Origin of the sequence: Propionivibrio sp. (assembly GCF_017995515.1) — a bacterium.
Lineage (GTDB): Bacteria > Pseudomonadota > Gammaproteobacteria > Burkholderiales > Rhodocyclaceae > Propionivibrio.
This window is the reverse complement of record NZ_JAGOIT010000027.1, coordinates 1-25,907: the sequence shown is the minus strand read 5'-3', so window position 1 is coordinate 25,907 and position 25,907 is coordinate 1. Positions and strand designations below refer to the sequence as shown.

25 protein-coding genes are annotated in these 25,907 nt (G+C 64.3%); 13 read left to right on the top strand and 12 right to left on the bottom strand.

What is annotated here, in order from left to right; all coding sequences use genetic code 11:
* The 3 genes from KBA32_RS06410 to gmk form a co-directional block, all read right to left on the bottom strand.
* On the bottom strand, positions 1–1,814 hold a 1,814-nt coding region (locus KBA32_RS06410; protein WP_294356640.1), incomplete at its 3' end, for a bifunctional (p)ppGpp synthetase/guanosine-3',5'-bis(diphosphate) 3'-pyrophosphohydrolase.
* 31 nt (positions 1,815–1,845) lie between these two features.
* Positions 1,846–2,052 (bottom strand): DNA-directed RNA polymerase subunit omega, encoded by a 207-nt coding sequence (rpoZ, locus tag KBA32_RS06405; RefSeq protein WP_294356638.1) that lies wholly within the window; start codon positions 2,050–2,052, stop codon positions 1,846–1,848.
* Between the two features lie 16 nt (positions 2,053–2,068).
* Entirely contained in the window at positions 2,069–2,677 is a 609-nt protein-coding gene (gene gmk / locus KBA32_RS06400; RefSeq protein WP_294356637.1) for a guanylate kinase, read from the bottom strand.
* Positions 2,678–2,803: 126 nt separating this feature from the next.
* Here gmk and KBA32_RS06395 point away from each other — a divergent pair, with 126 nt between their 5' ends.
* Positions 2,804–3,157 (top strand): hypothetical protein, encoded by a 354-nt coding sequence (locus KBA32_RS06395; protein WP_294356635.1) that lies wholly within the window; start codon positions 2,804–2,806, stop codon positions 3,155–3,157.
* A gap of 237 nt (positions 3,158–3,394) precedes the next feature.
* Here the strand turns inward: KBA32_RS06395 and KBA32_RS06390 are convergent, their stop codons facing one another.
* On the bottom strand, positions 3,395–4,261 hold the full coding sequence (locus KBA32_RS06390; RefSeq protein ID WP_294356634.1) for a YicC/YloC family endoribonuclease: 867 nt from the start codon (positions 4,259–4,261) through the stop codon (positions 3,395–3,397).
* Between the two features lie 99 nt (positions 4,262–4,360).
* Here KBA32_RS06390 and KBA32_RS06385 point away from each other — a divergent pair, with 99 nt between their 5' ends.
* From KBA32_RS06385 to hemW, 5 genes are read left to right on the top strand one after another with little or no spacing between them, the layout of a single operon-like run.
* Positions 4,361–5,311, top strand: a complete 951-nt coding sequence (locus tag KBA32_RS06385) for a serine/threonine-protein kinase (protein WP_294356666.1) — start codon at positions 4,361–4,363, stop codon at positions 5,309–5,311.
* Positions 5,308–6,228, top strand: coding sequence for a PP2C family serine/threonine-protein phosphatase (locus KBA32_RS06380; protein ID WP_294356632.1), 921 nt, complete (start codon positions 5,308–5,310; stop codon positions 6,226–6,228). Before KBA32_RS06385 ends, KBA32_RS06380 begins: the two co-directional genes overlap by 4 nt.
* An 8-nt stretch (positions 6,229–6,236) precedes the next feature.
* A complete protein-coding gene (gene rph, locus KBA32_RS06375; RefSeq protein WP_294356631.1) occupies positions 6,237–6,953 on the top strand; it encodes a ribonuclease PH in 717 nt (238 codons plus the stop codon).
* Positions 6,950–7,537: an RdgB/HAM1 family non-canonical purine NTP pyrophosphatase gene (gene rdgB / locus KBA32_RS06370; protein ID WP_294356629.1), complete on the top strand. Its 588-nt coding sequence runs from the start codon at positions 6,950–6,952 to the stop codon at positions 7,535–7,537. The genes rph and rdgB overlap by 4 nt, the downstream gene beginning before the upstream one ends.
* Positions 7,537–8,784, top strand: a complete 1,248-nt coding sequence (gene hemW / locus KBA32_RS06365; RefSeq protein ID WP_294356627.1) for a radical SAM family heme chaperone HemW — start codon at positions 7,537–7,539, stop codon at positions 8,782–8,784. Before rdgB ends, hemW begins: the two co-directional genes overlap by 1 nt.
* A gap of 6 nt (positions 8,785–8,790) precedes the next feature.
* On the opposite strand, the gene KBA32_RS06360 is transcribed toward hemW, so the two are convergent.
* Positions 8,791–9,939: an ankyrin repeat domain-containing protein gene (locus KBA32_RS06360; RefSeq protein ID WP_294356625.1), complete on the bottom strand. Its 1,149-nt coding sequence runs from the start codon at positions 9,937–9,939 to the stop codon at positions 8,791–8,793.
* Between the two features lie 46 nt (positions 9,940–9,985).
* Between KBA32_RS06360 and KBA32_RS06355 the strand changes: the two genes are divergently transcribed.
* Entirely contained in the window at positions 9,986–10,573 is a 588-nt protein-coding gene (locus KBA32_RS06355) for an energy transducer TonB (RefSeq protein WP_294356623.1), read from the top strand.
* A 3-nt stretch (positions 10,574–10,576) separates the two neighbouring features.
* Here KBA32_RS06355 and trmB read toward each other — a convergent pair whose 3' ends face one another.
* Positions 10,577–11,323 (bottom strand): tRNA (guanosine(46)-N7)-methyltransferase TrmB, encoded by a 747-nt coding sequence (gene trmB / locus KBA32_RS06350; RefSeq protein ID WP_294356621.1) that lies wholly within the window; start codon positions 11,321–11,323, stop codon positions 10,577–10,579.
* A 187-nt stretch (positions 11,324–11,510) separates the two neighbouring features.
* Here trmB and KBA32_RS06345 point away from each other — a divergent pair, with 187 nt between their 5' ends.
* Together KBA32_RS06345 and KBA32_RS06340 are read left to right on the top strand one after the other, a co-directional pair.
* Entirely contained in the window at positions 11,511–12,593 is a 1,083-nt protein-coding gene (locus KBA32_RS06345) for an NADH:flavin oxidoreductase/NADH oxidase (protein WP_294356619.1), read from the top strand.
* A gap of 52 nt (positions 12,594–12,645) precedes the next feature.
* The gene (locus KBA32_RS06340; RefSeq protein ID WP_294356617.1) at positions 12,646–12,939 is read left to right on the top strand and encodes an antibiotic biosynthesis monooxygenase; all 294 of its coding nucleotides are present in this window, start codon (positions 12,646–12,648) and stop codon (positions 12,937–12,939) included.
* Positions 12,940–13,053: 114 nt separating this feature from the next.
* Here the strand turns inward: KBA32_RS06340 and KBA32_RS06335 are convergent, their stop codons facing one another.
* The 5 genes from KBA32_RS06335 to KBA32_RS06315 form a co-directional block, all read right to left on the bottom strand.
* Positions 13,054–14,055, bottom strand: coding sequence for a galactose-1-epimerase (locus KBA32_RS06335; RefSeq protein ID WP_294356615.1), 1,002 nt, complete (start codon positions 14,053–14,055; stop codon positions 13,054–13,056).
* Positions 14,056–14,191: 136 nt separating this feature from the next.
* A complete protein-coding gene (araH, locus tag KBA32_RS06330) occupies positions 14,192–15,208 on the bottom strand; it encodes an L-arabinose ABC transporter permease AraH (protein WP_294356613.1) in 1,017 nt (338 codons plus the stop codon).
* A 29-nt stretch (positions 15,209–15,237) separates the two neighbouring features.
* Complete coding sequence (gene araG / locus KBA32_RS06325) at positions 15,238–16,749, bottom strand: L-arabinose ABC transporter ATP-binding protein AraG (protein ID WP_294356611.1); 1,512 nt, start codon at positions 16,747–16,749, stop codon at positions 15,238–15,240.
* A 197-nt stretch (positions 16,750–16,946) separates the two neighbouring features.
* A complete protein-coding gene (locus KBA32_RS06320; RefSeq protein ID WP_294356610.1) occupies positions 16,947–17,936 on the bottom strand; it encodes an arabinose ABC transporter substrate-binding protein in 990 nt (329 codons plus the stop codon).
* 108 nt (positions 17,937–18,044) lie between these two features.
* On the bottom strand, positions 18,045–21,530 hold the full coding sequence (locus KBA32_RS06315) for a DUF5107 domain-containing protein (protein ID WP_294356608.1): 3,486 nt from the start codon (positions 21,528–21,530) through the stop codon (positions 18,045–18,047).
* A 120-nt stretch (positions 21,531–21,650) separates the two neighbouring features.
* Between KBA32_RS06315 and KBA32_RS06310 the strand changes: the two genes are divergently transcribed.
* Positions 21,651–22,556, top strand: coding sequence for a helix-turn-helix domain-containing protein (locus KBA32_RS06310; protein ID WP_294356607.1), 906 nt, complete (start codon positions 21,651–21,653; stop codon positions 22,554–22,556).
* A gap of 43 nt (positions 22,557–22,599) precedes the next feature.
* On the opposite strand, the gene KBA32_RS06305 is transcribed toward KBA32_RS06310, so the two are convergent.
* The gene (locus tag KBA32_RS06305; RefSeq protein ID WP_294356664.1) at positions 22,600–23,523 is read right to left on the bottom strand and encodes a LysR family transcriptional regulator; all 924 of its coding nucleotides are present in this window, start codon (positions 23,521–23,523) and stop codon (positions 22,600–22,602) included.
* A gap of 177 nt (positions 23,524–23,700) precedes the next feature.
* Here KBA32_RS06305 and KBA32_RS06300 point away from each other — a divergent pair, with 177 nt between their 5' ends.
* From KBA32_RS06300 to KBA32_RS06290, 3 genes are all read left to right on the top strand, one after another.
* Complete coding sequence (locus KBA32_RS06300) at positions 23,701–24,186, top strand: DUF4148 domain-containing protein (RefSeq protein ID WP_294356606.1); 486 nt, start codon at positions 23,701–23,703, stop codon at positions 24,184–24,186.
* Between the two features lie 83 nt (positions 24,187–24,269).
* Positions 24,270–25,166, top strand: a complete 897-nt coding sequence (locus tag KBA32_RS06295) for a pirin family protein (RefSeq protein ID WP_294356662.1) — start codon at positions 24,270–24,272, stop codon at positions 25,164–25,166.
* Between the two features lie 392 nt (positions 25,167–25,558).
* On the top strand, positions 25,559–25,907 hold a 349-nt coding region (locus KBA32_RS06290; protein ID WP_294356605.1), incomplete at its 3' end, for a lyase family protein.

Genomic DNA, 25,907 nt, shown 5'->3' with positions numbered 1-25,907 from the left:
ATCGGCCCGCAGCACGACGCCAGCTGGATCGCCATGCCTTCGGTGCCGCGAATGATCAACGGCTTCGAGACCGTCGATTCGGTTTGCTGGACTTCTTCATGCGCCGCCAGACGCTGGGCAAAAACGGCGGCCAGGCTACGCCCCAGGCCGATGTCGGCGTAGATCTCGCGCTTGGACTTCTTGCCAGCCTCCGAAATGACGCGCTCCCAGACCTCCGCGGGAATCTCGGACGGCACGACGCCGCGTACCTGCAACTCCTGATTGAGCATGTTTTCGCCAAGCGAGCTCGACCCGTCCTGCTGCAACGCCTTGAGGAACTGGCGGATCTTGCTGCGCGCCCGTCCGGTCTTGACGTAGTTCAGCCACGCCGGGTTCGGGTTGGCGTTGGGCGCCGTGATGATCTCGACCTGATTGCCGTTCGCCAGCTCGGCAGAGAGCGGGATCAGTTCATGGTCGATCCGCGCCGCCACGCAGCGATGGCCGATGTCGGTATGCACGGCGTAGGCGAAGTCGATGACCGTCGCGCCGCGAGGCAGCGCCAGAATCTTCCCTTTGGGCGTGAAGACATAGACCTCGTCGGGAAACAGATCGACCTTGACGTGCTCGAGAAACTCGGACGAATCCTTCGTCGTGCTCTGCAGTTCGAGCAGCGACTGCAGCCATTTGTGCATCTTGACCTGCAGGTCGGCGCCGCTCTCCTCGCTGTCCTTGTACAGCCAGTGCGAAGCGATACCCTCCTCGGCCAGGTGATGCATGCTTTGCGTGCGGATCTGGATCTCGATCGGCGTGCCGTAAGGGCCGATCAGCGTCGTATGCAGCGACTGGTAGCCGTTACCCTTCGGGATTGCGATGTAGTCCTTGAACTTCCCCGGCACCGGCTTGTAGCGCGAGTGCAGCGCGCCCAGCGCCAGATAGCAACTCGGCACATCCTTGACGATCACCCTGAAGCCGTAGATATCCAGCACCTGCGAGAAGCTGAGATGCTTGTCTAGCATCTTGTGGTAGATCGAGTACAGGCTCTTCTCGCGCCCGAACACACCGGCTTCGATGTTCGCCTCCTGCAGCTTGCTGCGTATGCCGTCGAGGATCTTCGAGAGCAGTTCCCGGCGGTTGCCACGGACGGTACGCAAGGCCCGCGTCAGCACGCGGAAACGCATCGGGTGGATGTGCTTGAAGGAAAGATCCTGCAGATGCCGCGAGATGTTGCTCAAGCCCAACCGCGTGGCGATCGGCACGTAGATCTCGAGCGTCTCCCTGGCGATGCGCTTACGTTTATCCGGCCGCACCTGCGCCATCGTCTCCAGATTGTGGCGACGGTCGGCGAGCTTGATGAGCACGATGCGCAGATCGCGCGCCATTGCCATCAGCATCTTGCGGAAATTCTCCGCCTGCGCGTCCTGGTAGGACTGGAATTCGAGGCGATCGAGCTTGGACAGGCCGTCGACGAGTTCGGCGACCTCCTTGCCGAAGCGGTCGGCGATCTCCGACTTGGTGACCGCCGTATCTTCCATCACATCGTGGAGAAGGGCTGCGACGATGGCCTGCGCATCCATGCGCCATTCGGCGAGTGCGCCGGCTACGGCGAGGGGGTGCGTGATATAGGGTTCGCCGGAGAGGCGGGTCTGGCCGCGATGGGCCTGTTCGCTGAAGCAGTACGCTTCGAGGATCTGGTCAATGTCTTCCTGAGGCAGATAGCTCAGGGTATCGACGAAGACCCGGTAGGCCGGATCTTCAAACTGATAAACAGTGGGGCTGGACGTCGGTTGCGCGGCGGAACCGTTGGCTTGTTGCGGGGTTTCGGCGTCCTGATTCACGGTCGCGCACCAAACAGCCTGCCGCTAACGGTCAGGCCTGACCGCGATTGAGAACTTCCAGACCGTACATGCCCTGTGCCATCTCGCGCAGGGCGATGACCGTCGGCTTGTCACGATCGGCCTCGACCATCGGCGACGCGCCCGCAGCGATCTGGCGGGCGCGGTAGGTCGCCGCCAAGGTCATCTGGAAACGGTTGGGAATGGTGTGCATGCAATCGTCTACGGTCACTCGTGCCATGGTTTCTTCCTGAAAATCAGAGGAGTTTCGCGAACAGCGCGGGATGGCGCTGACGCTGGGTTTGATATTGAAGCCGCGAGGCGCTGACGACCGACCTCAGGTTGTCCAGTGCCTGCTGCAAATCGTCGTTGATAATAACATAGTCGAATTCGTCGGCATGCCGCATCTCGTCTTGCGCCGCGGCGATCCGGCGCGCGATCGTCTCGGCCGAATCGGTCCCGCGGCCTGACAATCTCGCCTTCAGCGCTTCCGTCGACGGCGGCAGGATGAAAATGCCGATCGCATCCGGAAAAACCTTCCTCACCTGCTGCGCCCCCTGCCAGTCAATTTCAAGCAATACATCCCGCCCGACCGTCATTTCCGCCTCGATCCATCGCTTTGAAGTGCCGTAGTAATTTCCGTGAACTTCCGCCCATTCGAGGAACTCGCCCTGATTGACGCGCTCCAGAAAGGTCGGCACATCGACAAAACAGTACTCGCGCCCGTCGACCTCGCCCGGCCGCGGACTGCGCGTCGTCGTCGAAATGGACAAGCGGATAAGCGGATCGTTCTCGAGAAGCATGCGGACGAGCGTGGTCTTTCCCGCGCCCGACGGCGCTGCCACGATATATAGATGACCTGTCATGTGCATTGACCTGAAAGAGATGAAAGCGAGGCGAAATTGTACCTGCGAAGAATCTCACCTAGACGATGGGAGTCAATCGGGCGAAAATCGGTTCATTGCCACGCGATCAGGACGCAGGAGGAGTTGATGTCGAAATACGTTTCAGCGCGCTTCGGGATGCTGTTCGCCTTGCTGCTGCTTTCCATCTCCGCAACCGCGGCTCCGTTGAAGATCGTCGGCTTCGACGACATGTCCTGCCGCGCGTGGATGCAATCAAAGGATGACGCGGAACTGCGCAACAGCCATCTCGCCTGGATCCGCGGCGTGTTGACCGGGCACAACTACGCCAACCAGTCGCAACAGGTATCCGCGATATCTACCGGCACGGTGCAGAATTTTGTCGATCGCTACTGCGCGGAAAAGCCGCTCGGCGAGTTCAGCGAAGCCGCCTTGCGAATGGCCGACCGCTTCTCCGGGCGCAATCAGGCGATCACGAAATAAACGCGCGTTCGCGACTTTTCGCACCGACGCGGCGATCAGCGAGCGCTGTGTTTTGCGCCGTACCGGAGGCAAACATGCAAGACATCATCGAAGGTGGCGACATTCCGCTCGGACGACTGTTCGCTGCAACACTGTGCGTCCTCGCCATGCGGCTCGTCGTCGCGCTGACACCACAGGCCGGCCACTACTGAGTACGCGCGGCGACAGACACTGCCGGCAGCGCACTCGGCGTACTCGTTATTCCAGGTTCTGGATCTGCTCGCGCATCTGCTCGATCAGCAGTTTGAGCTCCATCGCCGTCTGCGAAACCTCGGTCACGACCGACTTCGAGCCAAGCGTATTGGCTTCGCGATTGAGTTCCTGCATCAGGAAATCGAGGCGCTTGCCGCTGGCGCCGCCGGCCTTCAGGACGCGTTCGACTTCATCGAGGTGCGTGGATAGCCGCGCCAGTTCTTCCGCAACGTCGATGCGCACGGCGAAGACGGCGACTTCCTGGCGGATGCGCTCGTCGTCAGCTGAACCGATGGCGTCGACGAGACGCTGCTTCAACTTGTCCTGGAAGGCTTGCTGCGCGGCGGGAATGCGCGGCGCGACTTCGCGCACCAGTTCGCGCATGCGCTCGACACGCTCGAGAATGACGGCGGCGAGCTTGGCGCCTTCGCGCGCACGGCTCTCGCTGAAATCGGCGAGCGCATCCTTGGCCAGCGCGAGGCAGGAGGGCACGAGCGCTTCGATGTCGAGCGAGTCGTCGCCGAACATGCCCGGCCAGCGCAGTACTTCGGCGACGCTGAGCGGCGCGGCTTGCGGCAGTTCGCCGAGCACCTGATCCTCGAAGGCCTTCAAGCGCTCGAGCAGATCGGAATTGATCGTCTGCGGCTGCGCGCGCGAGGTGGCTGCGGCAAAACCCAGCCGGCACTCAAGCTTGCCGCGCGTGAGACGCGCGCTGAAGAGTTCGCGCAACGCAGGTTCGACGACGCGCAGTTCCTCGCAAATCCTGAACTGGAAGTCGAGATAACGTGAATTGACGCTCTTCAGCTCGATGTGCAGGGCGCCGCGTTCGACGTCAAGGGTTCTCGCGGCATAGCCGGTCATGCTGTAAATCATGGAGGTTCCGATAAATCGATGGGTGACGGGACTCGGCTTTACACACCTCCGCCAAAGCCCGAAAATGGCCGGAAAAACCACATGATAGCTTCGATATCGATGGCGCAACAAGCAAACCACGCTCTGCCTCCCGGCTACCAACTCGATGAATACCGCATTGAGCATCAACTCTCCCTGGGCGGGTTTTCGATCGTCTATCTGGCCTGCGACGCGAGCAAGCGTTTCGTCGCCATCAAGGAATATCTGCCCAACAGTCTGGCCCTGCGCGGCGAGGGTGAAGTCAAGCCGGTGATCTCGGACGAACACATGCCGGCCTTCCGCTACGGCATGAAATGCTTCTTCGAGGAAGGGCGCGCGCTGGCCAAGCTCTCGCACCCGAACGTGATCCGCGTGCTGAATTTCTTCCGTTCGAACGACACGGTCTACATGGTCATGGAGTACGAGCAGGGCAGGACGCTGCAGGAATTCATCCAGAAGAATCGCGCCGTCGTCACCGAGAACTTCCTGCGCAACGTGTTCACCAAGCTGCTCAACGGTTTGCGCGAAGTGCATTCGCACAAGCTGCTGCACCTCGATCTGAAGCCGTCGAACATCTACATGCGCAACGACTACACGCCGGTGCTGATCGACTTCGGCGCCGCGCGGCAAACGCTTGCCAGCGATACGCCGATGCTCAAGCCGATGTACACGCCGGGCTTCGCCTCGCCGGAACACTACACCCAGCGCGAGTTGCTCGGCCCGTGGAGCGACATCTACAGCGTCGGTGCGTCGATGTACGCGACCATCGCCGGCGCCGCGCCGCAGGCCGCCGATAGCCGCGTCGAGAAGGACCGGCTGATTCCCGCCATGGTGCGTTGGGAAGGGCTGTACTCGGACCAACTGCTCGAAACGATCGACTGGTGCCTGTGCCTGAACCACATGTACCGTCCGCAAAGCGTCTTCGCGCTGCAGAAGGCGCTGACCGAAAAAGTGGCCAAACCCGAAGCCCCGCAGAAAAACTGGCTTGACCAGATGGTCGGGCGGTTCAAGAGAAAGAGTGACGCCAAATGAAATTCACCATCTATCAGGAAAGCCGGATCGGCAAACGCGCGAATAACGAAGACCGGCTGGCCCATTGCTATTCGCGCGACGCCTTGTTGATGGTCATCGCCGACGGCATGGGCGGGCACTACTACGGCGAAGTCGCGGCGCAGATCGCCGTGCAGACGCTGGCCGAATCGTTCCAGCGCGAAGCGACGCCGGAACTCCGCGACCCCTTCATGTTCCTGCAGAAGTCGCTCTCCAACGCGCACCACGCCATCGCCGATTTCACCGAGGCGCACAGCCTGCGTGACTCGCCGCGCACGACCTGTGTCGCCTGCCTGATCCAGAACAACGTGGCGTACTGGGCGCACGCCGGCGATTCGCGCCTCTATCTGATCCGCGGCGGACGGGTCGCCACGCGCACGCGCGACCACTCCCGGGTGCAATTGCTGATCGATCAGGGCATCATCACCGAAGCGCAGGCGGCGACGCATCCCGAGCGTAACAAGATCTACAGCTGCCTCGGCGGCTACCAGCCGCCGGACATCGAGTTCTCGCGCAAGACGCCGCTTGAAGCCGGCGACGTGCTGGCGCTGTGCACCGACGGCCTGTGGGGCGTCGTCCCCGAAGAAACCCTGATCGCGGGGTTGCAACAGGAGAACCTGATCCAGGCGGCGCCCAAGCTGCTGAACTTCGCCGACAGCAACGGTGGCCCGAATGCCGACAATCTCTCGATTGTCGCCGTGCGCTGGGAGGACAGCTACGTTGACGCCACCTCCGGCCTGTCCAGCGTCATCTCGACGCAAACGATGGCGCGCGACACGGTGACGACCAGGCTCGATGCCTTCGGCCGCAATCCGAAGTACAAGACGGAGTTGAGCGAAGACGAGATCGAACGCGCCATCGAAGAAATCCGTTCCACCATCCAGAAATTCTCGAAATAGGAATCCCCATGCGCCCCAGCCAACGCCAGCCCTCGGAGCTGCGCACGATCCGCATTACCCGCAACTTCACCCGCCACGCCGAAGGTTCGGTGCTCATCGAAATGGGCGACACGCGCGTGCTGTGCACGGCGAGCGTCGAGGAATCGCTGCCGTCCTTCCTGCGCGGCCGTGGCCAGGGCTGGGTGACGGCCGAATACGGCATGTTGCCGCGCTCGACGCATACGCGCAGCGCGCGCGAGGCGGCCAAGGGCAAGCAGAGCGGCCGGACGCAGGAGATCCAGCGCCTGATCGGCCGCTCCCTGCGCGCGGTCACCGACCTCAAGGCGCTCGGCGAGCGCCAGATCACGCTCGACTGCGACGTCCTGCAGGCCGACGGCGGCACGCGCTGCGCGTCCATCACCGGCGCCTGGGTCGCGCTCTACGATGCCTGCGAGAAGCTCGTCGCGGCCGGCAAGCTGACCGCCAACCCGGTACGCGACCACGTCGCCGCCCTCTCGGTCGGCATCTACAAGGGCGAACCGGTCGCCGACCTCGACTATCCGGAAGATTCGGATTGCGACACCGACATGAACGTGATCATGACCGGCAGCGGCGGCATCGTCGAAATCCAGGGCACCGCCGAAGGCGAGCCTTTCACGCGCGCGCAGATGAACCAGCTGATCGACCTCGCCGAAGCCGGCATCCGCGACCTCGTCGCCAAGCAGAAAGAGGCGCTGTCCGCATGAAACTGGTCGTCGCCTCGAACAATCCGGGCAAACTGCGCGAATTCGGTGCGCTGCTCGCGCCGCTCGGCTGGGAGACCGTCGCACAGAAGGAACTCGGCGTTCCCGAATGCGAGGAGCCGCATCACACCTTCGTCGAGAACGCGCTGGAGAAGGCGCGCCACGCCGCGCGCTGCACCGACCTGCCGGCGATGGCCGACGATTCCGGCCTGTGCGTGCATACGCTGGGCGGCGCGCCCGGCGTTTACTCCGCGCGCTATGCCGGCGAGCCGAAGTCGGACCAGCGCAACAACCAGAAGCTGATCGCCGACCTCGCCGACAAGGCCGACCGGCGTGCGCATTACGTCTGCGTCCTGGTTTTCGTGCGTCACGCCGACGACCCGCAGCCGATCGTCGTCGAAGGCGAATGGCACGGCGAGATTGTCGACACGCCGCGCGGCGACGGCGGCTTTGGCTACGACCCGTACTTCCTGCTGCCCGACCTCGGCGTCACCGCGGCCGAACTCGACGCCGCCGAGAAGAACCGCCGCTCGCACCGCGGCCTCGCGCTGCAGCACCTGATCGAACGGCTCAAAGCCCGCGTTTGATGAGCGACAGCGACACCCCGCGCCCGGCACGCATCATCCCTATCGTCCCGCACGGCAGGGCGGCTACGGTCAGCGGCGAGCTCGAATTTCGCCAGGCGCTGCCGCTCGCTCTCTATGTACACATCCCGTGGTGCGTGCAGAAATGTCCGTATTGCGACTTCAACTCGCACGAAGCGCGCGGCGGGATTCCCGAGGCCGAGTACGTCGCCGCGCTGATCGCCGACCTCGAATCGGCGCTGCCGCTGGTCTGGGGACGCAAGGTGTCGAGCGTCTTCTTCGGCGGCGGCACGCCGAGCCTGCTCTCCGGCGAAGGCCTCGACCAGCTGCTGACGGCGATCCGCACGCGCCTGCCGCTCCTGCCCGACGCCGAAGTCACGCTCGAAGCCAACCCCGGCACGGTCGAGGCCGCCAAGTTCGCCGCCTTTCGCGCCGCCGGCGTCAATCGCCTCTCGCTCGGCATCCAGAGCTTCAACCCGGCGCACTTGAAGGCGCTCGGCCGCATCCACGACGGCGACGAAGCGCGCCGCGCGATCGAGATCGCCGCCGCGCACTTCGACAACTTCAACCTCGACCTGATGTATGGCCTGCCCGGGCAGACATTGGACGAGGCGTTGCACGACGTCGACACGGCGCTCGCCTTCTCGCCAACGCACCTCTCGTGCTACCAGCTGACGCTCGAACCGAACACCGCGTTCGCCGCGCGTCCGCCCGAACTGCCCGAATCGGACGTCTGCGCCGACATGCAGGAGGCGATTGAGGCGAGGCTCGCCGCGGCCGGCTTCACGCACTACGAAACTTCGGCCTTCGCCCACCCGGGCCGGCAATGCCGGCACAACCTCAACTACTGGACCTTCGGCGACTACCTCGGCATCGGCGCCGGCGCGCACGGCAAGCTGACGCTGCACGACGGCCAGCGCTGGGAAGTCCGGCGCCAGATGCGCTGGAAGCAGCCGAAGCAGTATCTGGCGCAGATCGCCAAGGCCGCGCCGGTGCAGGAAGAGTTTGCGGTCGAAGCTGGCGACCTGCCGTTCGAGTTCATGATGAACGCGCTGCGCCTCAATCAGGGCTTCGAACCGGATCTCTTCGCGATGCGCACCTCGCTGCCGCTGATCACGATCGAGAACGAACTGCGTCGCGCCGAGCAGCAGGGGCTGATCGAACGTCAGCCGCAGCGCATCGCGCCGACGCTCCACGGCCAGCGCTTCCTCAACCGCCTGATCGAACGCTTCATGTCCGAGCGCGGCTGAAGGACCTCACTTCACCGAATCGACAAGTTCTGACAGCTTGCGCCGCAAGTCATCGGCCGGTTGTCCCTGCGCTTCGGCGAGGCGAATCTGGCGCATCGTCTCGGCGATCTGCGCCTGCACCTGGCGCTGCTGGTTGACCGGCGTAATCGTGATCGAGGGCAGACTCTTTCCGCCCGCCGCCTTGGCCTGCGCCTTGCCGGGCGATTGACTGGCGACGACCTGCGCGCGTTCGGCCGCCGGATTGCCGCGCTTGGCGGTGATCACGATCGACTTCGGCTGATACGGCAAGGGCATCGCCTGGCGTGAATTCGCATTGCGCACGGCCATCGCATTGCGCCGGAAAGCGTTGACCGCGGCGAGCAGTTGCTTGTGCAGATCCTCGCTCGGCCGCCCTTCGGCCTCGGCTTCACGGATCTTGCGCAGCAGCTCCTCGATCTCGGTCGGCGCCGACGCCGAGCGCTGCGGCTCGCCAAAACTCTCCTTCGGCGCCTTGACGGCGATGGCGAACTCCTCCGGCGACGAGATCATCTTGCCGAGCCGGAAGTGCTCGTAACGCATGGCCATCGTCAGCGGCGTGTCGCCCCAGTCGTTCATCGCCTTGGTGTCGGCGCCGGCTTCGAGCAGCACCTTGGTCAGCTCTTCGCGGTTCTCGCGCGCCGCCAGCATCAAGGGCGTCGAGCGGTTGGGCGAGCGCGCATTCACGTCGGCGCCGCGTTCGAGCAGGTAGTTGGCGAGCGCATTGTGGCCGTTGAACACCGCGTAGTGCAGCGCGCTCCAGTTGTTGCCTTCGCGGTTGAGCACGGCGCCGTGCTCGAGCAGCCATTTAACGGCGTCGATACGGCCGTTCCATGCGGCGAGCTGCAAGGGCTGCTCACCGTTCTCGTTGGCGCGCCGCGGGTTCGCGCCGCGCGCGACGAAGAGCTCCATCATCGGGATGTTGCCGTTCCACGCCGCGATCATCAGGCCGGTTCCCAGCGGCTTGGTCATGAAGTCGGGGTCCAGACCCTCATCAAGCCAGGCCGTCACCTTCTTCACATTGTTCGACTCGACGGCCCAGCTGAAGGCGATCGGGTCGGGCAGGTCGGCCAGTGCCGCACCGGCCGCGAAAAAGAGACCGACACCGACCGCCACGCCGTACCGAATGAATCCCCGCATCGAAAACCTTACCACTGTCATCTCCAGCCAGATCGCATCAGGAGCGATGTTACGCCAGCTTTTGTTGCACAATACGCGACCGATGCCGCGCCGCCTGACTCTCGCCTTTGCGCTTTCGCTCGCCGTCCACGGCGCAGCGCTCCTGCCGGACTACCTCAAGCGCCTTCCCGCCGCGCCGCCCAGACCGCCGCTGCAGGCCGTGCTGCGCCTGTCGCCCCTGCCGGAGCCGCCGCGCGCGGAAACGCTCCTGAAGAACACGCTCGACGAGGAAGTCGCGCCGAAGGAAATCGAACCACTGCCTCCGCCACCACCCAAACCCGTCGAACCGGCGCGCAAGGCGGAAGCGAAGACGACGCCCAAGAACGCGCAGAAGCGCGACCTTCAAATCGCGCAGCGGAAATTGTCGGAGCAGCAATTCTATCCGCCGGAAGCGATCGCCCGGAACATCGAGGGCGAAGTTCGCCTGATCATCAAGCTTGCGGAAAACGGCGCGGTCGACGACGTCGGGATCGCCGCCAGCAGCGGCCACGCCCTCCTCGACAACGCGGCGATCCGCGCCGCCTACGCGATGGGCTCGCTGACCGGCGTCACGTCGCGCGAGCTGATCCTGCCGGTCGTCTTCCGCCTGGAGTAAAGCTCAGCCGGCCGCCTTCTTGCGGAAGATCACATCCCAGACGCCATGTCCGAGGCGGATACCGCGCTGCTCGAACTTGGTCAGCGGGCGGTAGTCGGGGCGCGGGGCAAAACCATCCGCGGTGTTTTCCAGCGTCGACTCGGTCGAAAGGACTTCAAGCATCTGCTCGGCGTAGTTTTCCCAGTCGGTCGCGCAGTGGATGTAGCCGCCGGGTTTGAGTCGACTGGCGAGCAAAGCGATGAGCGGTGGCTGGATCAGGCGCCGCTTGTGATGGCGCGCCTTCGGCCACGGGTCGGGGAAGAAAATGTGTACGCCGTCGAGCGCGTCCGGCTGAATCATGTCGCGCAGCACTTCCACGGCGTCGTGCTGGACGATGCGCTGGTTGGTCAGCCCCATTTCGGCAATCAGCTTGCACAGGCTGCCGACGCCCGGCGTGTGCACCTCGATGCCGAGGTAGTCGTTCTGCGGATTGGCGGCGGCGATCGCGGCCGACGTTTCGCCCATGCCGAAACCGATTTCGAGGATCTTCGGCGCGGCCGCCGAGCTGCGCCCGAAGACGGTGCCGAGGTCGTGCGGTGCGGCAACGTAGGGGACGCCGATCTGCTCCATCATTTCGTCGTAATAGCGCTGCTGCGCGTTCGAGACGCGGCCCTGGCGCAGGACGAAGCTGCGGATGTGACCGTGCGGGTTGCCGCGCTCTTCGCCAACCTCGCCCACGGTATGCGCCTTCTCGCCAGGCTCTTTGCTCATGGTCGCCATCTCACAATCCGATCAAGTCCTTGTTTTCACAGGGGCGCGATTCTAGCACGCACGAACGGCGGCCCGACCGGGCTCGGGCTGGCGGACGAGCGCCCGGAGCGCTACGCTTCGGTCTGGCCGCCCGCCGGAATGCCTCCGTCGCCGGCGACAACTCCGATCAACCGCGCAGGAACATGACATGGCCCATCTCTTCGACTCCCTCAAGCTTCGCGACATCGTATTGCCCAACCGCATCGGCCTGCCGCCGATGTGCCAATACTCGGCGCACGACGGCGTCGCGGCCGACTGGCATTTCGTCCACTACGGCACGCGCGCGACCGGCGGCGCCGGACTGATGATCGTCGAGGCCACGGCGGTAACGGCGGAAGGGCGGATCAGCCCCGGCGACCTTGGCCTGTGGAACGACGGGCAGATCGAACCGCTGGCGCGCATCGCGCGCTTCGCCGGCGAGCACGGCACCGTCGCCGCCGTGCAGCTCGCCCACGCCGGACGCAAGGCCGGTATCAGCCTCGGCTGGCAGGAACAGCGGTCGCTGCGCGCCGACGAGGGCGGCTGGGCGACCGTGGCGCCATCGGCGCTCTCCTTCGGCCCCGGCTACGACGTTCCGCAGGCACTCGACGAAGCCGGCATCCGCGCCGTCATCGACCAGTTTGCCGCGGCCGCCCGGCGCGCTCGCGACGCAGGCTTCCCGATCGTCGAGATCCACGCGGCGCACGGTTACCTGCTGCACCAGTTCCTCTCGCCGCTCAGCAATCAGCGGACCGACGAGTGGGGCGGCAGCTTCGAAAACCGCACCCGGCTCGTGCGCGAAGTGGCGCGAACCGTGCGCGCCGAATGGCCGGAGCGGCTGCCGTTGCTCATCCGCCTTTCGGCCACCGACTGGGTGGAAGGCGGCTGGAACATCGAAGAGACCGTGGCGCTGTGCCGCAGCCTCAAGGAGTTGGGCATCGACCTCGTCGACGTCTCGACCGCCGGGTTGCTGCCGACGGCGAAAATCCCGGTCGGCCCCGGCTTCCAGACCGAATTCGCCGAACGCGTGCGACACGAAGCCGACCTGCCCGTCGCGGCGGTCGGCATGATCACGTCACCAGCGCAGGCCGACCACATCGTGCGCTCGGGACAGGCCGACATGGTGCTGCTCGGCCGCGAGCTGCTGCGCAATCCCTATTGGCCGCTCGCAGCGGCGCGCGAACTGGGACAGCCGGCAAGCTGGCCGAAGCAATACCTGCGCGCCGCGCCGGCAGGTTCGACGGGACGGTGAGGCTGACTGGGGCAATACGCGATTACGCAACAACACAAGGGAGATCACCGCCATGCACATCACGCTCGTCCACGTCCGCGTCAAGCCGGAAGCCATCGACGCCTTCATCGCCGCCACGCACGCCAATCACGAAGCCTCGATCCGCGAACCCGGCAACCGGCGCTTCGACGTCCTGCAATCGCCCGACGACCCGGCGCGCTTCATCCTTTACGAAGCCTACACGACGGCTGATGACGCTGCCGCTCACAAGACGACGGCGCACTACCTCGCCTGGCGCGACGCTGTCGCCGATCTGATGGCCGAGTCGCGGCGCGGCGAGCCGATGAGCGGGTTGTTCCCGGCATAAAAAGTGACCGATGCCCCAGTCTCGTTCGTGGTGAGCCCGTCGAATCCTGTCCTGAGCCAACCGAAGGGCATGAACAGGCGCACCGGCCCTTCGACAAGCGCAGGGCGAACGGTGTTAACAGCGCACGACGAAGCGGTAGCGGATGCGCTGCCGATAGACGCTGCCCGGGCGCAGGATGCAGTCGGTTTCCGGCCATTCCGGATAATGCGGGCTATCGGGCGGGAATTCGGCTTCAAGCGCGACCCCCGCGTAGTCGGCGTAGCTTCCACCCGCCCGTGCGGACGTCCCGGCGATGTAGTTGCCGCCGTAGAGCTGCAGCGCGGGCAGCGAAGTGAACATTTGCAGCGCCAGCCGCCCATCGCTCGAAACCAGTTCGGCGGCCGGAATCGCGAGGTCACGGCAGCGCGAATCGAGCAGAAAGGCGTGGTTGTAGCCGCGATTGAGCTGGAGTTGCGGATGCGATTCCGGCGCGCAGTCGAGCGCGGCCGGCGTCGTGAAATCGAAAGGCGAAGCGCGCACATTCTCGATCATTCCAAGCGGCAAACCGTCGGCGTCGATCGGCAGGAAGCGATCACTGTTCAGCCTCAGGGTATGACGCCGCGCGTCCACGCCGTCGCCGTCGAGATTGAAATAGGCATGATTGGTCAGGCTGACCGGGCACGGCCGATCGACTGCCGCCAGATACTCGATCGTCACCGACAGATCGTCGCCGGCAACGCTGTAAATCGCCTCGGCAGTCATCTGCCCGGGAAAGCCGCCGTCGCCGTCTGGTGATGCGATGGACAACCGCACGCGACTCGCTGCCAGTTCTTCGATCGCCCACTCGCGCCGGCCGAATCCATTTTGCCCGCCGTGCAGGCAGTGGCGGCCGTCGTTCGCGTCGAGCGCGTAGTCCGCACCGTCGATGTGCAAGCGAGCGTTGCGCAGCCGGTTGGCGAAGCGCCCGATCGTCGCGCCGAGGTAGGTGCTGTGCGTCCGATAAGCGGTTTCGTCCGGGCAGCCGAGGAGCACTTCGCGCGTCGTCCCGTCGCCCATCGGCACGCGGCATGAGGCCCAGGTCGCGCCATAAGGAAGAACAGTGATGCCGAGACCGGCGGTGCTTTCGAGTGTGATCACGGCCGCCCCAACTCGTCATTCCGGCGAAAGCCGGAATCCATGAAGTTCGACGAGCTGGACCCCGGGCCCTGCACTTCCTCCGGTCGCATACGCCGGGGTGACGAAGGCTTCGGCACTTTCAAGGAACTCCCGCTGGTCAGCGTCCGCTGTTCCGGTTCTTCAGCTGATCGACGGTCACCGCGGCGAGCAGGATCATGCCGCGCACGAGGTATTGGTAGAAGGCGTCGATGTTGAGCAGGTTCATCGCGTTCTCGACGGTGCCCATGATCAACACGCCGACGATGACGCCGCTGATCGTTGCGCGGCCGCCGGCGAGCGAGACGCCGCCGAGCACGCAGGCCGACATGACGTTCAACTCGAAGCCCATCGCCGCGTTCGGCTGGCCGCTGGTGATGCGCGACGCGAGGATGACGCCGGCCAGCGCGCAGATCAGCCCCTGGAAGAGGAAGACGAGGATGCGCGAGCGCGTGACGTTGACGCCGGCCAGCCGCGCCGCGTCCGGGTTGCCGCCGATGGCCAGGATGTTGCGGCCGTAGGTCGTCTTGTTGAGTGCGACACCGAAGACGACGAAGCAGACGACGGTGACGAGCACCGGCACCGGGATGCCGAGCAGCATGGTGTTGCCAAGCGCGAAGAAGGCTTCGTTTGAGATGCCGATGGCCTGCCCGCCGGAGACGATGAAGCCCAGTCCGCGCACGATCTCCATCATGGCCAGCGTGGTGATCAGCGCGTTGATCTTGACCTTGGCGATGATCACGCCGTTCACCGCGCCGATGAAGGCGCCGGCGACGAGACTCGCGCCGATACCGAGCGCGATGCTGCCCGAGCCGCTGATCACGGTGGCGCAGAGCAGGCCGGAGAAGGCGACGATCGAGCCGACGGAGAGGTCGAAGTCGCGGCAGGCGAGGCAGAACATCATGGTGCACGCGACCATGCCGATCTGCGAGACCGAGAGCGCGAGACCAACTAGATTCTGGATCGAGAAGAAGTACTCGACGCTCACCGAGAGGACGGCGAAGAGGACGATGAAGATGAGGATGAGGCTCCACTCCTCGAGGAATATGCGCAGCGGCGACATCGCCGCCTGGCCGCTTGCCCTCGCCGGAGGGGTTGCCTCGGAACGATCGGCGGCAACGCTGGCGTTTGTGTTCATGTTGGATTCCCTCTTGATGTGATGTTCGCTCAGGCGGCTTCGATGCGTGAATCGACCGGCAGCGCGAGTTCCAGAATGCGGGCTTCGCTCGCCTCGTCCCGCGCCACCTCACCGACCAGCCGGCCCTGGCGCATGACCAGGATACGGTCGGCGACGCCCATGACCTCGGGCAGTTCGCTGGAGACCATGACGATCGCCATGCCGCGCTCGGCGAGTTCGTAGAGCACCGAGTAGATCTCGTGCTTGGCGCCGACGTCGATGCCGCGCGTCGGCTCGTCGACGATCAGGACGCGCATGTTCTGCTCGGCCAGCCAGCGCGCGAGCACGGCCTTCTGCTGGTTGCCGCCGGAGAGCAGGCGGATTTCCTGGCGCGCGCTCGGCGTGCGGATCTTCAGGCGGTCGATGTATTGCCGTGCGTTCTCCGCCTCCTTGCCGTCGTTGGTAAAGAGGCCGAGGCGGCGATAGTGGCGGCGGCAGCTGATGTTGATGTTCTCGGCGACCGAGCGGTAGGCGATGATGCCTTCCTCCTTGCGGTCTTCCGGGCAGAGTGCGATGCCGGAACGGATTGCCGACGGGATGTCGTCGCTCGCGAGCCGCTGGCCGTCGATCAGCAGTTCGCCGGCGCGGCGTTGTTCGGCACCGTAGATGAGACGCATCAGCTCGCTGCGCCCGGAGCCGACGAGGCCGAAGAAGCCGACGATCTCGCCCGCCGCGACCTTGAAGCTCGCTGGCGCCTTCAGCCCGTGGCCTTCGAGTTCGCGCACTTCGAGACGCGTCGGGCCTACCGCACGCGGGCGGTAGCCCCAGATGTCGCGGATCTCACGACCGACCATGCGCGCAACCAACGCCTCCTTGGTGACGCCCTGCATGCCGTTGAATTCTGCAACCTTGCAGCCGTCGCGCAGGATCGAGCAGTCGTCGCACAGCTCGAAGATCTCGTCGAGCCGGTGCGAGATGTAGATCATGCCGGTGCCCTGCGCACGCAGATCCTTGACCAGCCGGAAAAGCGTATCGACCTCGCTGTGCGAGAGGCTGCTCGTCGGCTCGTCGAGCGCGATGATGCGCGCGTTGCGCAGAATCGCCTTGCAGATCTCGACCATCTGGCGCTGGCCAATCGAGAGGTGGCGAAGACGAGCGTCCGGATCGAGGTCGACGCCCAAGTGTTCGAGCTGCTGCTTCACCCACTCGCGCGCCGCGCGGTGGCGCACGAAACCGAAACGGTTGGGCAGGCGGCCGATCAGGATGTTCTCGCACACCGAAAGCTCCGGGACGTACTGCAACTCCTGGTGGATGATGGCAATGCCGGAACCGATCGAATCTGCACTGCCGCGAAAGCTCTTCGGCTGGCCGTCGATCAGGATGCGGCCTTCGTCCGGGAAATACTCGCCGCCGAGGATCTTGAGCAGCGTCGATTTGCCGGCGCCATTCTCGCCGAGCAGGCCATGCACGCGCCCGGCCTTGACGGTGAAGCTGACATCGGAAAGCGCCCGCACGCCGGGGAAGGTTTTCCCGATCGATTCGAACGCCAGAAGACTGGTCATGGGGTGTTACCTCCGCTGGGAGCCCGGCAGGGTCGCCGGGCGCACAGCCATGAATGTGACTGACAGCGCTCCACCGCCGTTCGCCCTGAGCTTGTCGAAGGGCGAGACTTCCGCACGGTGCGCCTGTTCATGGTTCGACAGGCTCACCACGAACGGTGGATGGGTTGTCAGTCACTTTGACGATTGTCAATAACAGGTTACTCAAGCCCGGCTTCGACACGCACTTCCTTGATGTTCGCCCGCGTCGCGCTGAAGCCGCTGGTCAGGATCAGGCCTTCCGGTGCCTTGTCGTTCTTGATCCACTCGTACATGTTCATCGCCGTTTCGTAGCCGTGGCGCTTCGGGCTGATCAGCACGGTGCCGAAGAGTCCGGTCGCTTCGGACTTGGCAAACTCGTTCAGGGCCGAGGCGCTGCCGCCGATGCCCACCGAGATCACGCTATCAGCCTTGAAGCCCTTGCCTTCGAGTGCGCGCACGGAGCCGAGCGCGGCTTCGTCGTTGAGACCGAAAGCGATCCACTTCTTGAACTTCGGGTTCTTGGTGATCGTCACGTTCGCCGCATTGAAGGCGGCTTCGGTGTCGGTCTTGGCCTGCGGGCTGTTGAGCACGTTGGCGGCGGGGAAGCCGGCCTTGGTCAGCGAGTCGAGCGTGCCGTCGTTGCGTTCCTTGGCGGTCGGCAACTGGTCGTAGGCGATCTTGATGGCGCCGACTTCGTTCATGTCCCAGCCGCGCTTTTTGATTTCGTCGACCATCATCTGGCCGACTTGCTGACCGATCTTGTAGGCGGAGATACCCATGTGCGGAACCGCTTCGATCGGCTTGCCGGCGCCGTCAACCAGACGGTCGTCGACGGTCATCATTTTCAGGTTGTGCTGCTTGGCCTTGGCGACAATGGCTTGGCCGAGCTTGACGTCGGGCACGCAGACGATGAAGCCTTGCGCGTGCTGCGCGGCGAGGTTGTCGATGGCCGACAAGAGCTTGTCGCCGGACGGCGTACCGATCTTGACGACCTTGAAGCCCTTCTCCTTACCGGCCTGCTCGGCGAACTTCCATTCGTCCTGGAACCACGGCTCTTCGGCCTGCTTGACGAGAAAGCCGATCTTGATTTCGTCGGCGGCGTGCGCCATCGGTGCGGCCAGCGTCATGACGGCGCCCATTGTTGCCAACAGCTTCGTAGCGAATTTCATGTGACTACCTCCTTTTCGATTTATCGGAACTGCCTGCTCGTTCGCGCGCAACCGCCGATGTCACCACTGATTCGGGGCGACGCGCCTGGGTCAGAGAGTGCTGTCGATTCAGCCCCCCACAACTTCCCGCTCCCGCCCGACGGCCGCGCGCGCTGACAACGGCTCCCCGTTCGGAATTATGTCTTTCACTGACGGCACAGCCCTCAATTCCTTGGCCAGATCGATCGCTATCGCGTTGTTCGGATCGAGTTCGAGCACTTCGGCGAGTGCGTCGCCGGCGGCCGCAATCGAACCGAGGCCGTAGAGCGCCTGGGCCTTGATCAGCCCGGCGCCGGCCATTTGCCGCTTCTGCAGGTCATCCTCGAATAGCAGCATGGTCGGCAACGAGGTGGCGAAGTAGTCGATCTTCGCAGGCTCAGCGTGCTGTGCTTCGGCGTAGGCGAGGATCGCGCTGAACATCGTCTGTGCTTCGTCTTGACGCCCGAGCGCTGCGAGCGCCTTGGCCGAGAAGTAGCTGAGTTCGGAATAGGCTCGCACGCTCATCAGCTGGAAGTCGCCACGGAACGAGGCGGCGGTTTCCCACGCGGCATGCGCCCGTTCCTGGTTGCCCGTCGCGGCGTGGGCAACACCGAGCCAGTAGAGGATATCGCTCGGATTGGCGAGCAGATGGCGCGCTTCGCCGAGGCTGGCCGGCGGGTTGAGCGCGGAAGAGAACTGCACGACGGCGCCATCGGCCTGCCCGGCATCGAGCGCACGGCGGCCGAGCGAGAGACGGGTCCGCACGTACTGACCGAGCGCCTGGCCTTCGCCGCCTTCCCACGGCTGGAAGCGGCGTTCAAGCAGGAGTTGCAGCGCGCGCTCGGGCTGGTCTGCGTGGTTGCAGAGCGCGGAGAGTTCGACGCAGAGGTCGTCGCGTGTGGCGACCAACTCCGGGTGGCGTTCAAGTTCGGCCAAGCGTTCCTGCGGCGCGACGCCGATACGCTTCCATAACTGGTCGCGCTCATAGAGCACACGGGCGTCGGTCTGATCGAGCGCAAAAGCGCGTTCGTACGCCTTGCGCGCGCCGGCAGCATCACCGAGGATGTTGAAGCGGCCGATGCCGAGATTGCGCCAGGCGGTCGGATGCTTTGGATCGAGCGCGACCGAGGCTTCCCAGTGCGCGATCGCGTCGGCGTGGCGGCGCTTGTCGTAGAGGAGGTTGCCGAGGTAGTAGTGGGCGGCGGCGTCGTTCGGCGCGTGCGCGATGGCTTCCTCGAGCACCAGCAGATCTTCGAGGCGCGACGGGAAGCAGTAGTCGCGTGGCTCGGTCGCGGCACGGGCGCGGTAATCGGCGGCCAACTCGAGTTGGCCGCAGCGCTCGCTGTACGCGGCGAGGTAGTAATGGAGCAGCGGTCGCGTGCCGGGGTCGGCTGCGTTCAGCGCGTCACGCAAGAGCGCGATGGCGTCGTCGTACTGGCCCGCCCGCGCGCGACCGATCGCAAGATCGATGCGTGTCTGGGTGTCGCAGGCAAATTCACAGGCAAGCGCTTGTCCGGCGAGCCATCGCGCACCGCCGTCGAGCGGATCGAGGCGCAGTGTTTCGGCGATCAGGGCGGCGGCTTCGTCTTTCCGGCCCAGTTGCCGCAAAACCAGCGCCTTGAGGTTGCGTGCGTTCAGGTGGTCGGTGTCGTGGCGCAACGAGCGCTCCGCGTGTTCGAGCGCACGCGCCCAGTCGCTGCGGCCGGCGTCGATCTCGGCGAGCGCGAAGTAGGCGGCGGCGCGCCAGGCACCGTTCCAGGTCGCCTTGTAGAAGCGGTCGTAGGCATCATCATCGCGCCCGAGGTAGCGCAGGCAGACGCCGAGGTTGTAGAGCGCCTCGCCGTCGGCCGGATTCGGGTTGCGCAGCGTCAGGCGCTCGATGGCGCGCAGGAAACAGGCCTCGGCGCTCGTCCACTCGCCGCGCCGGAGATGCCAGAAGCCGAGCGCGTTGTTGCAGCGCGCGTCGAGCGGGTCGCGGCGCAACGCCTCGCGCCAGTAGGCATCGGCCGCACGTGTCGCGTGGCGGTACTGGTCGATGTGCAGGCCGGTGATGAACAGCTCGTCGGCGCTCGCGATAGCCGATGGCGGCGGCGGCTCGGTGGCCGATTGCGGGACATGCGTGTTCTGCTCGGCGAAGCTGCGGTAAGCGATCACCTCGCGGCCGTCCGCCGTCTCGACGCGCAGGGTGAGATCCTTGCGCTCGACCGGTGCGGCCAGAGGCTGTTCGGCCAAGAAGGGCTGATCCGGAGCGATCGTCGCCGTCCAGTCGGCGAGGACTTCGTTGTGGCGGGCGAGCACGATGCGCGCATCGCTCAGGCGCGAGGTCGTAGCGACGCCGACTCTCAGCTTCTCGTCCGAGACGGCGAGGCTGACCGCCGCATCGGCATTGGCCTGGCAGGCCGGCCCGATGTCGCGAATCGGGTACCAGTACTGGCTGAAAACGCGCGTCTCACCCGGATTGAGGAAGGCGAAGTCGGGCTGGTTGTCGGTGTATACGCCGGCCATCAGCTCGATGTACGGCCGGTAGACGCCATTGACGTCCGGTTCGGTCAAGTGTCGATCCCAGGCGTAGCCGAACTCGTGGTTGCCCCAGCACCATTGCTTCTTGCCCGGCGCAATGTGGTGGTTGGCGACATGGACGATCCCCGCTTTTGCCTTGTGGTCGTAGCCACCGAAGAAATCGGCCTCGGTACCGAGGCACATGTAGCTCGTCGGCACCGGGATATTGGCGAACCACGCGAGGTCGTTCGCCGAATAGGAACAATACGTGCCGTCCGGGCGGAACTGGCGCGGTTGTTCGTGCTCGGCAACGCCGTGCTGCGCGCGGCCGGCGTAGTCGGCGCCGTAGTACTTGTCGGCGCAGAGCGGGAAGGAGCTGATCGCGCGCTTGGCGTGGTCGGCGACGTAGTGCACGTCTTCCGGGAAAAAGCTCTGGTAAGCCTCGTTCACCTCGGTGGCGACGTTGGCCCACCAGAGGAAGGTCTGCGTCACCGGCGTCGGGTTGTGCAGGCGCACGCGCAGTTCGATGCACGACTTGCCCGGCCGCAGGCAAACGCCGTGCATGCCCTTCATGCGGCTCAGGGGATCGATGGCGCTCAGCCAGACGGTACAGGAACCGTCGTCGTCGTTTTCTATCGTCGCTTCAACCGGCAGATAGGTGCCGGGGCGATGGTGCTGCGGCCAGTTGAATTCGATGCCGCCGGAGAGCCACGGCCCGGCAAGGCCGACCAGCGCCGGCTTGATCACGTCCTGCCGATAGACGAAGTCGTAGCCGTTCGTCTTGTCGACGGCCATGTGAATGCGTCCGCCGAGTTCGGGCAGGATCAGCACGCGCAGATATTCATTCTCCAGATGGATCGCCTGCCAGGCGCGGTCGACCGGCGCATCGGCGATGCGGTCAATGAAGGGCAACGGATAGACGCGCCCGGAGGATCCCTGGTAGACGCGCTTTTCGAGAAACATCGGATTGCGCTCGCCGGGCAGCGGCTCCCAGTTCGGGATACTGAGCGGGCTTTGCCAGGCCTTGACCGGTCCGGCGAGGGCTGCGGGCGCAGGCGGAAGCTGCAGTGTGGGCAAAATTGTCTCCAGTGCGATGCATTGAAAATGTGCGCCCATCATCTGCCTGCGATTGACTGTGTAAAATGGCTTGGACGATCCTTGTCATGGACGATCCTCTGATTATTTTGGAGACGACGCATGAACAGCGCCGATACCGACAACGCGCATCACATCCGCGAAGGCTTCCCCGGCCAGCGTTCCGCTGTGCTGCCGCGCCCCGTCGTCGCCGCGTGGCTCGACGACGACCCGATCCTGTCGCTGTTGCCGAGCGACGCCGGCTTCTACCCGCAGGCGCAATGGCATTACGTCGAACGGCCGGAAGGCACGCCACAACTGGTGCTGATCCACTGCCTGCAAGGCGAGGGCTGGCTTGAGATGGGCGGCGTGAGTTGGCGCGTGCAGCCGGGGCAGGCGATCGCCATTCCCTCCGGCGAAGCGCACGCATACGGCGCCAAGGACGACAATTCATGGACGATCTACTGGGTGCACATGGCCGGTGCGAAAACCGGCCGCGTCGCGCAGATGCTCGGCGTCGACGTCGCCCGCCCGCTGTTCACACCCGGTTTCGACCCGGCGCTGCCGCCGCTCTACGAGGCGATCATCTCGCAGTTATCGCGCGGCTACGCCTCGACGATCCTGCTCGACGCCTCGCTCTCGCTTGGCCGCCTGGTCGCCCGACTGGCGCTCAGCGCGGCACGACCCGATGGCAGCGGCACCAGCGTCGCCGCACGCGTCGAGCGCACGCTGAGCCTCATGGAACAGAACCTCGACGGACAGATCCGCGTCGCCGACCTCGCCGAGCAGACCAAGATGTCGCCCTCGCACTTCGCCGCCGTGTTCAAGAAGAAAACCGGCTTCGCCGTGCTCGACTACTTCGTCCGACTGAAAATGCAGCGCGCCGGTTACCTGCTCGACTCGACCAGTCACCCGATCAAGGTCATTGCCGCCGAACTCGGCTTCGACGACCCGCTCTACTTCTCACGCTGCTTCCGACGGGTGCACAACTGTTCGCCGTCGGAGTACCGGTCGATTCCGAAGGGGTAACGGGCATGTCCGCCTCCCAGAATAATCGCCTCGGCGGGCGGCTTCATGGCGCCATCCACGGACCGTTAGTGTCATCGTTCAGCGCGTGCTGCAACATGTCGATGAACGCGCGTGTCTTGCTCGGCATGAGGCGGCGCCCGACAAACACGGCCCACGCCGTCGCCGACGGCACACCCCAGTCCGGCAGAACACGTCGAAGCACACCGGCACGAACATGGGGCTCCGCAAAACGATCCGGCGCGGCGACGATGCCGGAGCCATTGACCGCCATGCGTACCAGAAGCCCCATTGAATTGGCCGAAAAGTTGGAAGTCGGCGCACCCTCCCAACGCTGCGCTCCCTTGGTCAGCGTCCATTCGAGCGGCTCATAGTTGCGCCCCAGCATGAGTACGGCCTTGTGCGCCTCCAGGTCGTCGGGCGTGACCGGCTCGCCGTATTCGCTCAGGTAAGAGGCGGCCGCGTAAAGACCATTGGGAATCTCGGCCAGACGGCGGGCAGCGAGTTGGGCGTCATCCGGCAGATCCCCGAAGCGCAAGGCGATATCGAAACCTTCGGCCAGCAGGTCCACGCGGCGCGCAGACAGGTCCAGTTCCAGCGAAACGGCCGGGTGCAACGCCAGGAACGCGGCCAGCATGTCCTGCAGGAACAGGACGGCGACTTCACTTGGCATCGAGACGCGCAGACGACCGGTCGGTTGCACCTGCCGATGCGCGCTCAGGGCCGTGACGGAATCAACCTCGTCGGCCACCAGCCGCGCATGTTCGAGTAGCTGCAGGCCGAATTCGGTAAAGGTCGAACGCCGGGTGGAACGCACCATAAGCCGCTCCCCAAGCAACTCCTCAAGGTGTGCGACACGTCGCGAGACGGTCGACTTGGGCAAACCGAGTCGTTCGGCCGCTCGACTGAAGCTGCCCGCTTCCGCGACCCGGGCGTATATCAACAGATCGTTTGGATTTAATTGTTCCATAGGCGGAATGATGTTATCCGTTTTGATGGCTTCCGGCGATATCAGAACAACAATAAAGTGCGTCCATCGCTGAGACGCAAACAACCAAGCGCCTCAACGTAGCGAAGTCAGTCCCCCGGTCTCCTTCGCTCGCCCAACGACTTTTTTAACTGAACCCTCTGAATAAGGAAGCACATCATGAACACCAAACTTCTCTCCAGCGTCGCTCTCGCCCTGGCTGCCCTCTCCGCCGGTAGCGCCTTTGCCGCACAACCCGCCACCCCGGTCACTCGCGCGCAAGTACTGGCCGAACTGGTCGAAGCGCAGCGCACCGGAGACATCATGGACGGTCGTACCGGCAAGATGCTCAACGAACTCCATCCCAATCTCTACCCAGCCAAGGCTGCAGCGCCCGGTTTGACCCGCGCACAGGTATTGGCTGAACTGGCCGAAGCCAAGCGCACCGGCGAACTCGTGGTCACTCAAGGCAGTACGACCAAGAAACTCAACGAGTTCTATCCGAACAGCTATCCGGCCAAGGCCGCCACTGCGAGCCTGACCCGCGAACAAGTGCTCGCCGAGCTGGCTGAAGCCAAGCGCACCGGTGATCTCGTGGTCACTCAAGGCAGTACGACCAAGAAACTCAACGAGTTCTATCCGAACAGCTATCCTAAGAACTCCTGAGTGAATGCCCCTGGCCGTTACCCGTTATCGGGTAACGGCCAGGGGCGCCTTCTTCAACCTGCGTATCCACTTTGAACACCACGATGACTTCGTCCCTTCACTACGTCCCGGTCAGCCAGACGCGAAATCTCGAGCAACTGGTTGCCGGGCGGTGTTCTTGCAGCAGCACCGGGGTCAAGCTCAAGCGGGTGTTGACCCAATGCCTGCAACGCCGTCTCGACCCGTTCCTGATGTTCGATGCCTTTGGCCGGGACGCTCAGGACGGATGCCGTGAGGAAATTGCAGATCATCCCCACTGCGGACATGAAGTCGTGACTTACATGATCGCGGGGCGCATGCGATTCCGCGATCATGCCGGCCGGCAGAGCACTCTCGAGCCGGGCGGCCTGCAATGGCTGACAGCCGGCTGTGGCGTGATCCACACCGAAATCCCGCAGCAGGAAGACGGCGCGATGGAGGGCTTTCAGTTCTGGCTCAACGTCCCCGGCACCGACAAGATGGCGGCCGCAAAATCCTGCGATTTCGAGCCCGAGGACCTGATTCGCTTCACGACATCCACCGGTGTACGGGTCACCGTAATCGCCGGCGAGAGCCACGGCGTCAAAGCGGCGGTCGCGCGTGAAGCAACGGCGCCGCTCGTGCTCGATTTGCAACTACCCGCCGGAGCGCGCTTCGAGCAAGCCTTGCCCAAGGACCACAACGCCTTCATCTTCGTTTATCGCGGCAGCGTGACGATCGCCGACCGGGAAGTGCCGGCGCAACACATGGGAATTCTCGCCAACGATCCCGGATCAGATGGCGTAGTGATCGAGGCCGCTGGTGACGCAAGGGTTCTGTTGCTTGCCGGACGACCGCTCAACGAGCCGATCGCGCAATACGGCGCGTTCGTGATGAACACGCAGAAGGAAATCTATCAGGCGCTAAGCGACTATCGCTGCGGACGTTTGGGGCAGACGCCACAGGAGACGTCCGACGCTTGACTCGAACACGCACGTATCGATAGCCGCGGAAAATAGAATCGGAAAATCGGAATCGAAAATCGGGAAGAAAATCGGAAAAAATCGGGGACAAAAATCGGGCAAAAATCGGGGACAGACCACGTTTAACCGACAGTCCACTCAGCGGCTGCTCCGGCTCCAATGCCCAGCCCCGACCGGCGTTCGGTTTTCCGAACGCGTTTTGCAGCCCCTATTCGGTAATCCGAACGGTCGCCGACACAACCTCAAATTCACGCACAAAATCAATTACCTAGCCAACTCATCGGCTGGCACACTCCATGCTTCAAGAACCCCGCCGCTCAGTTGCGGCACGGCTGTATTCCGGTTCGACCGATCATGCGGAATCCGCCGCCACCCGATTGCAGGAGTGCACGATGAGTACGAACTACCGAATCGAAAAGGATTTCCTCGGCGAGAAACAGATTCCGGCCGATGCTTATTACGGGGTCCAGACGCAGCGCGGCAAGGACAACTTCCATATCACCGGCACGCCGATGTCGAGCGAGCCGTATTTCGTGATGGCCTTCGGCTATGTGAAGAAGGCGGCGGCGATGGCCAACCGCGACCTGGGCGTGCTCGACGCGCGTGTCGCCGAGGCGATCATCGCGGCGTGCGACCGGCTGATCGCCGGCGAGATGCGCGACCAGTTCATCACCGACTTCATCCAGGGCGGCGCCGGCACGTCGACCAACATGAACGCCAACGAGGTGATCGCCAACCTCG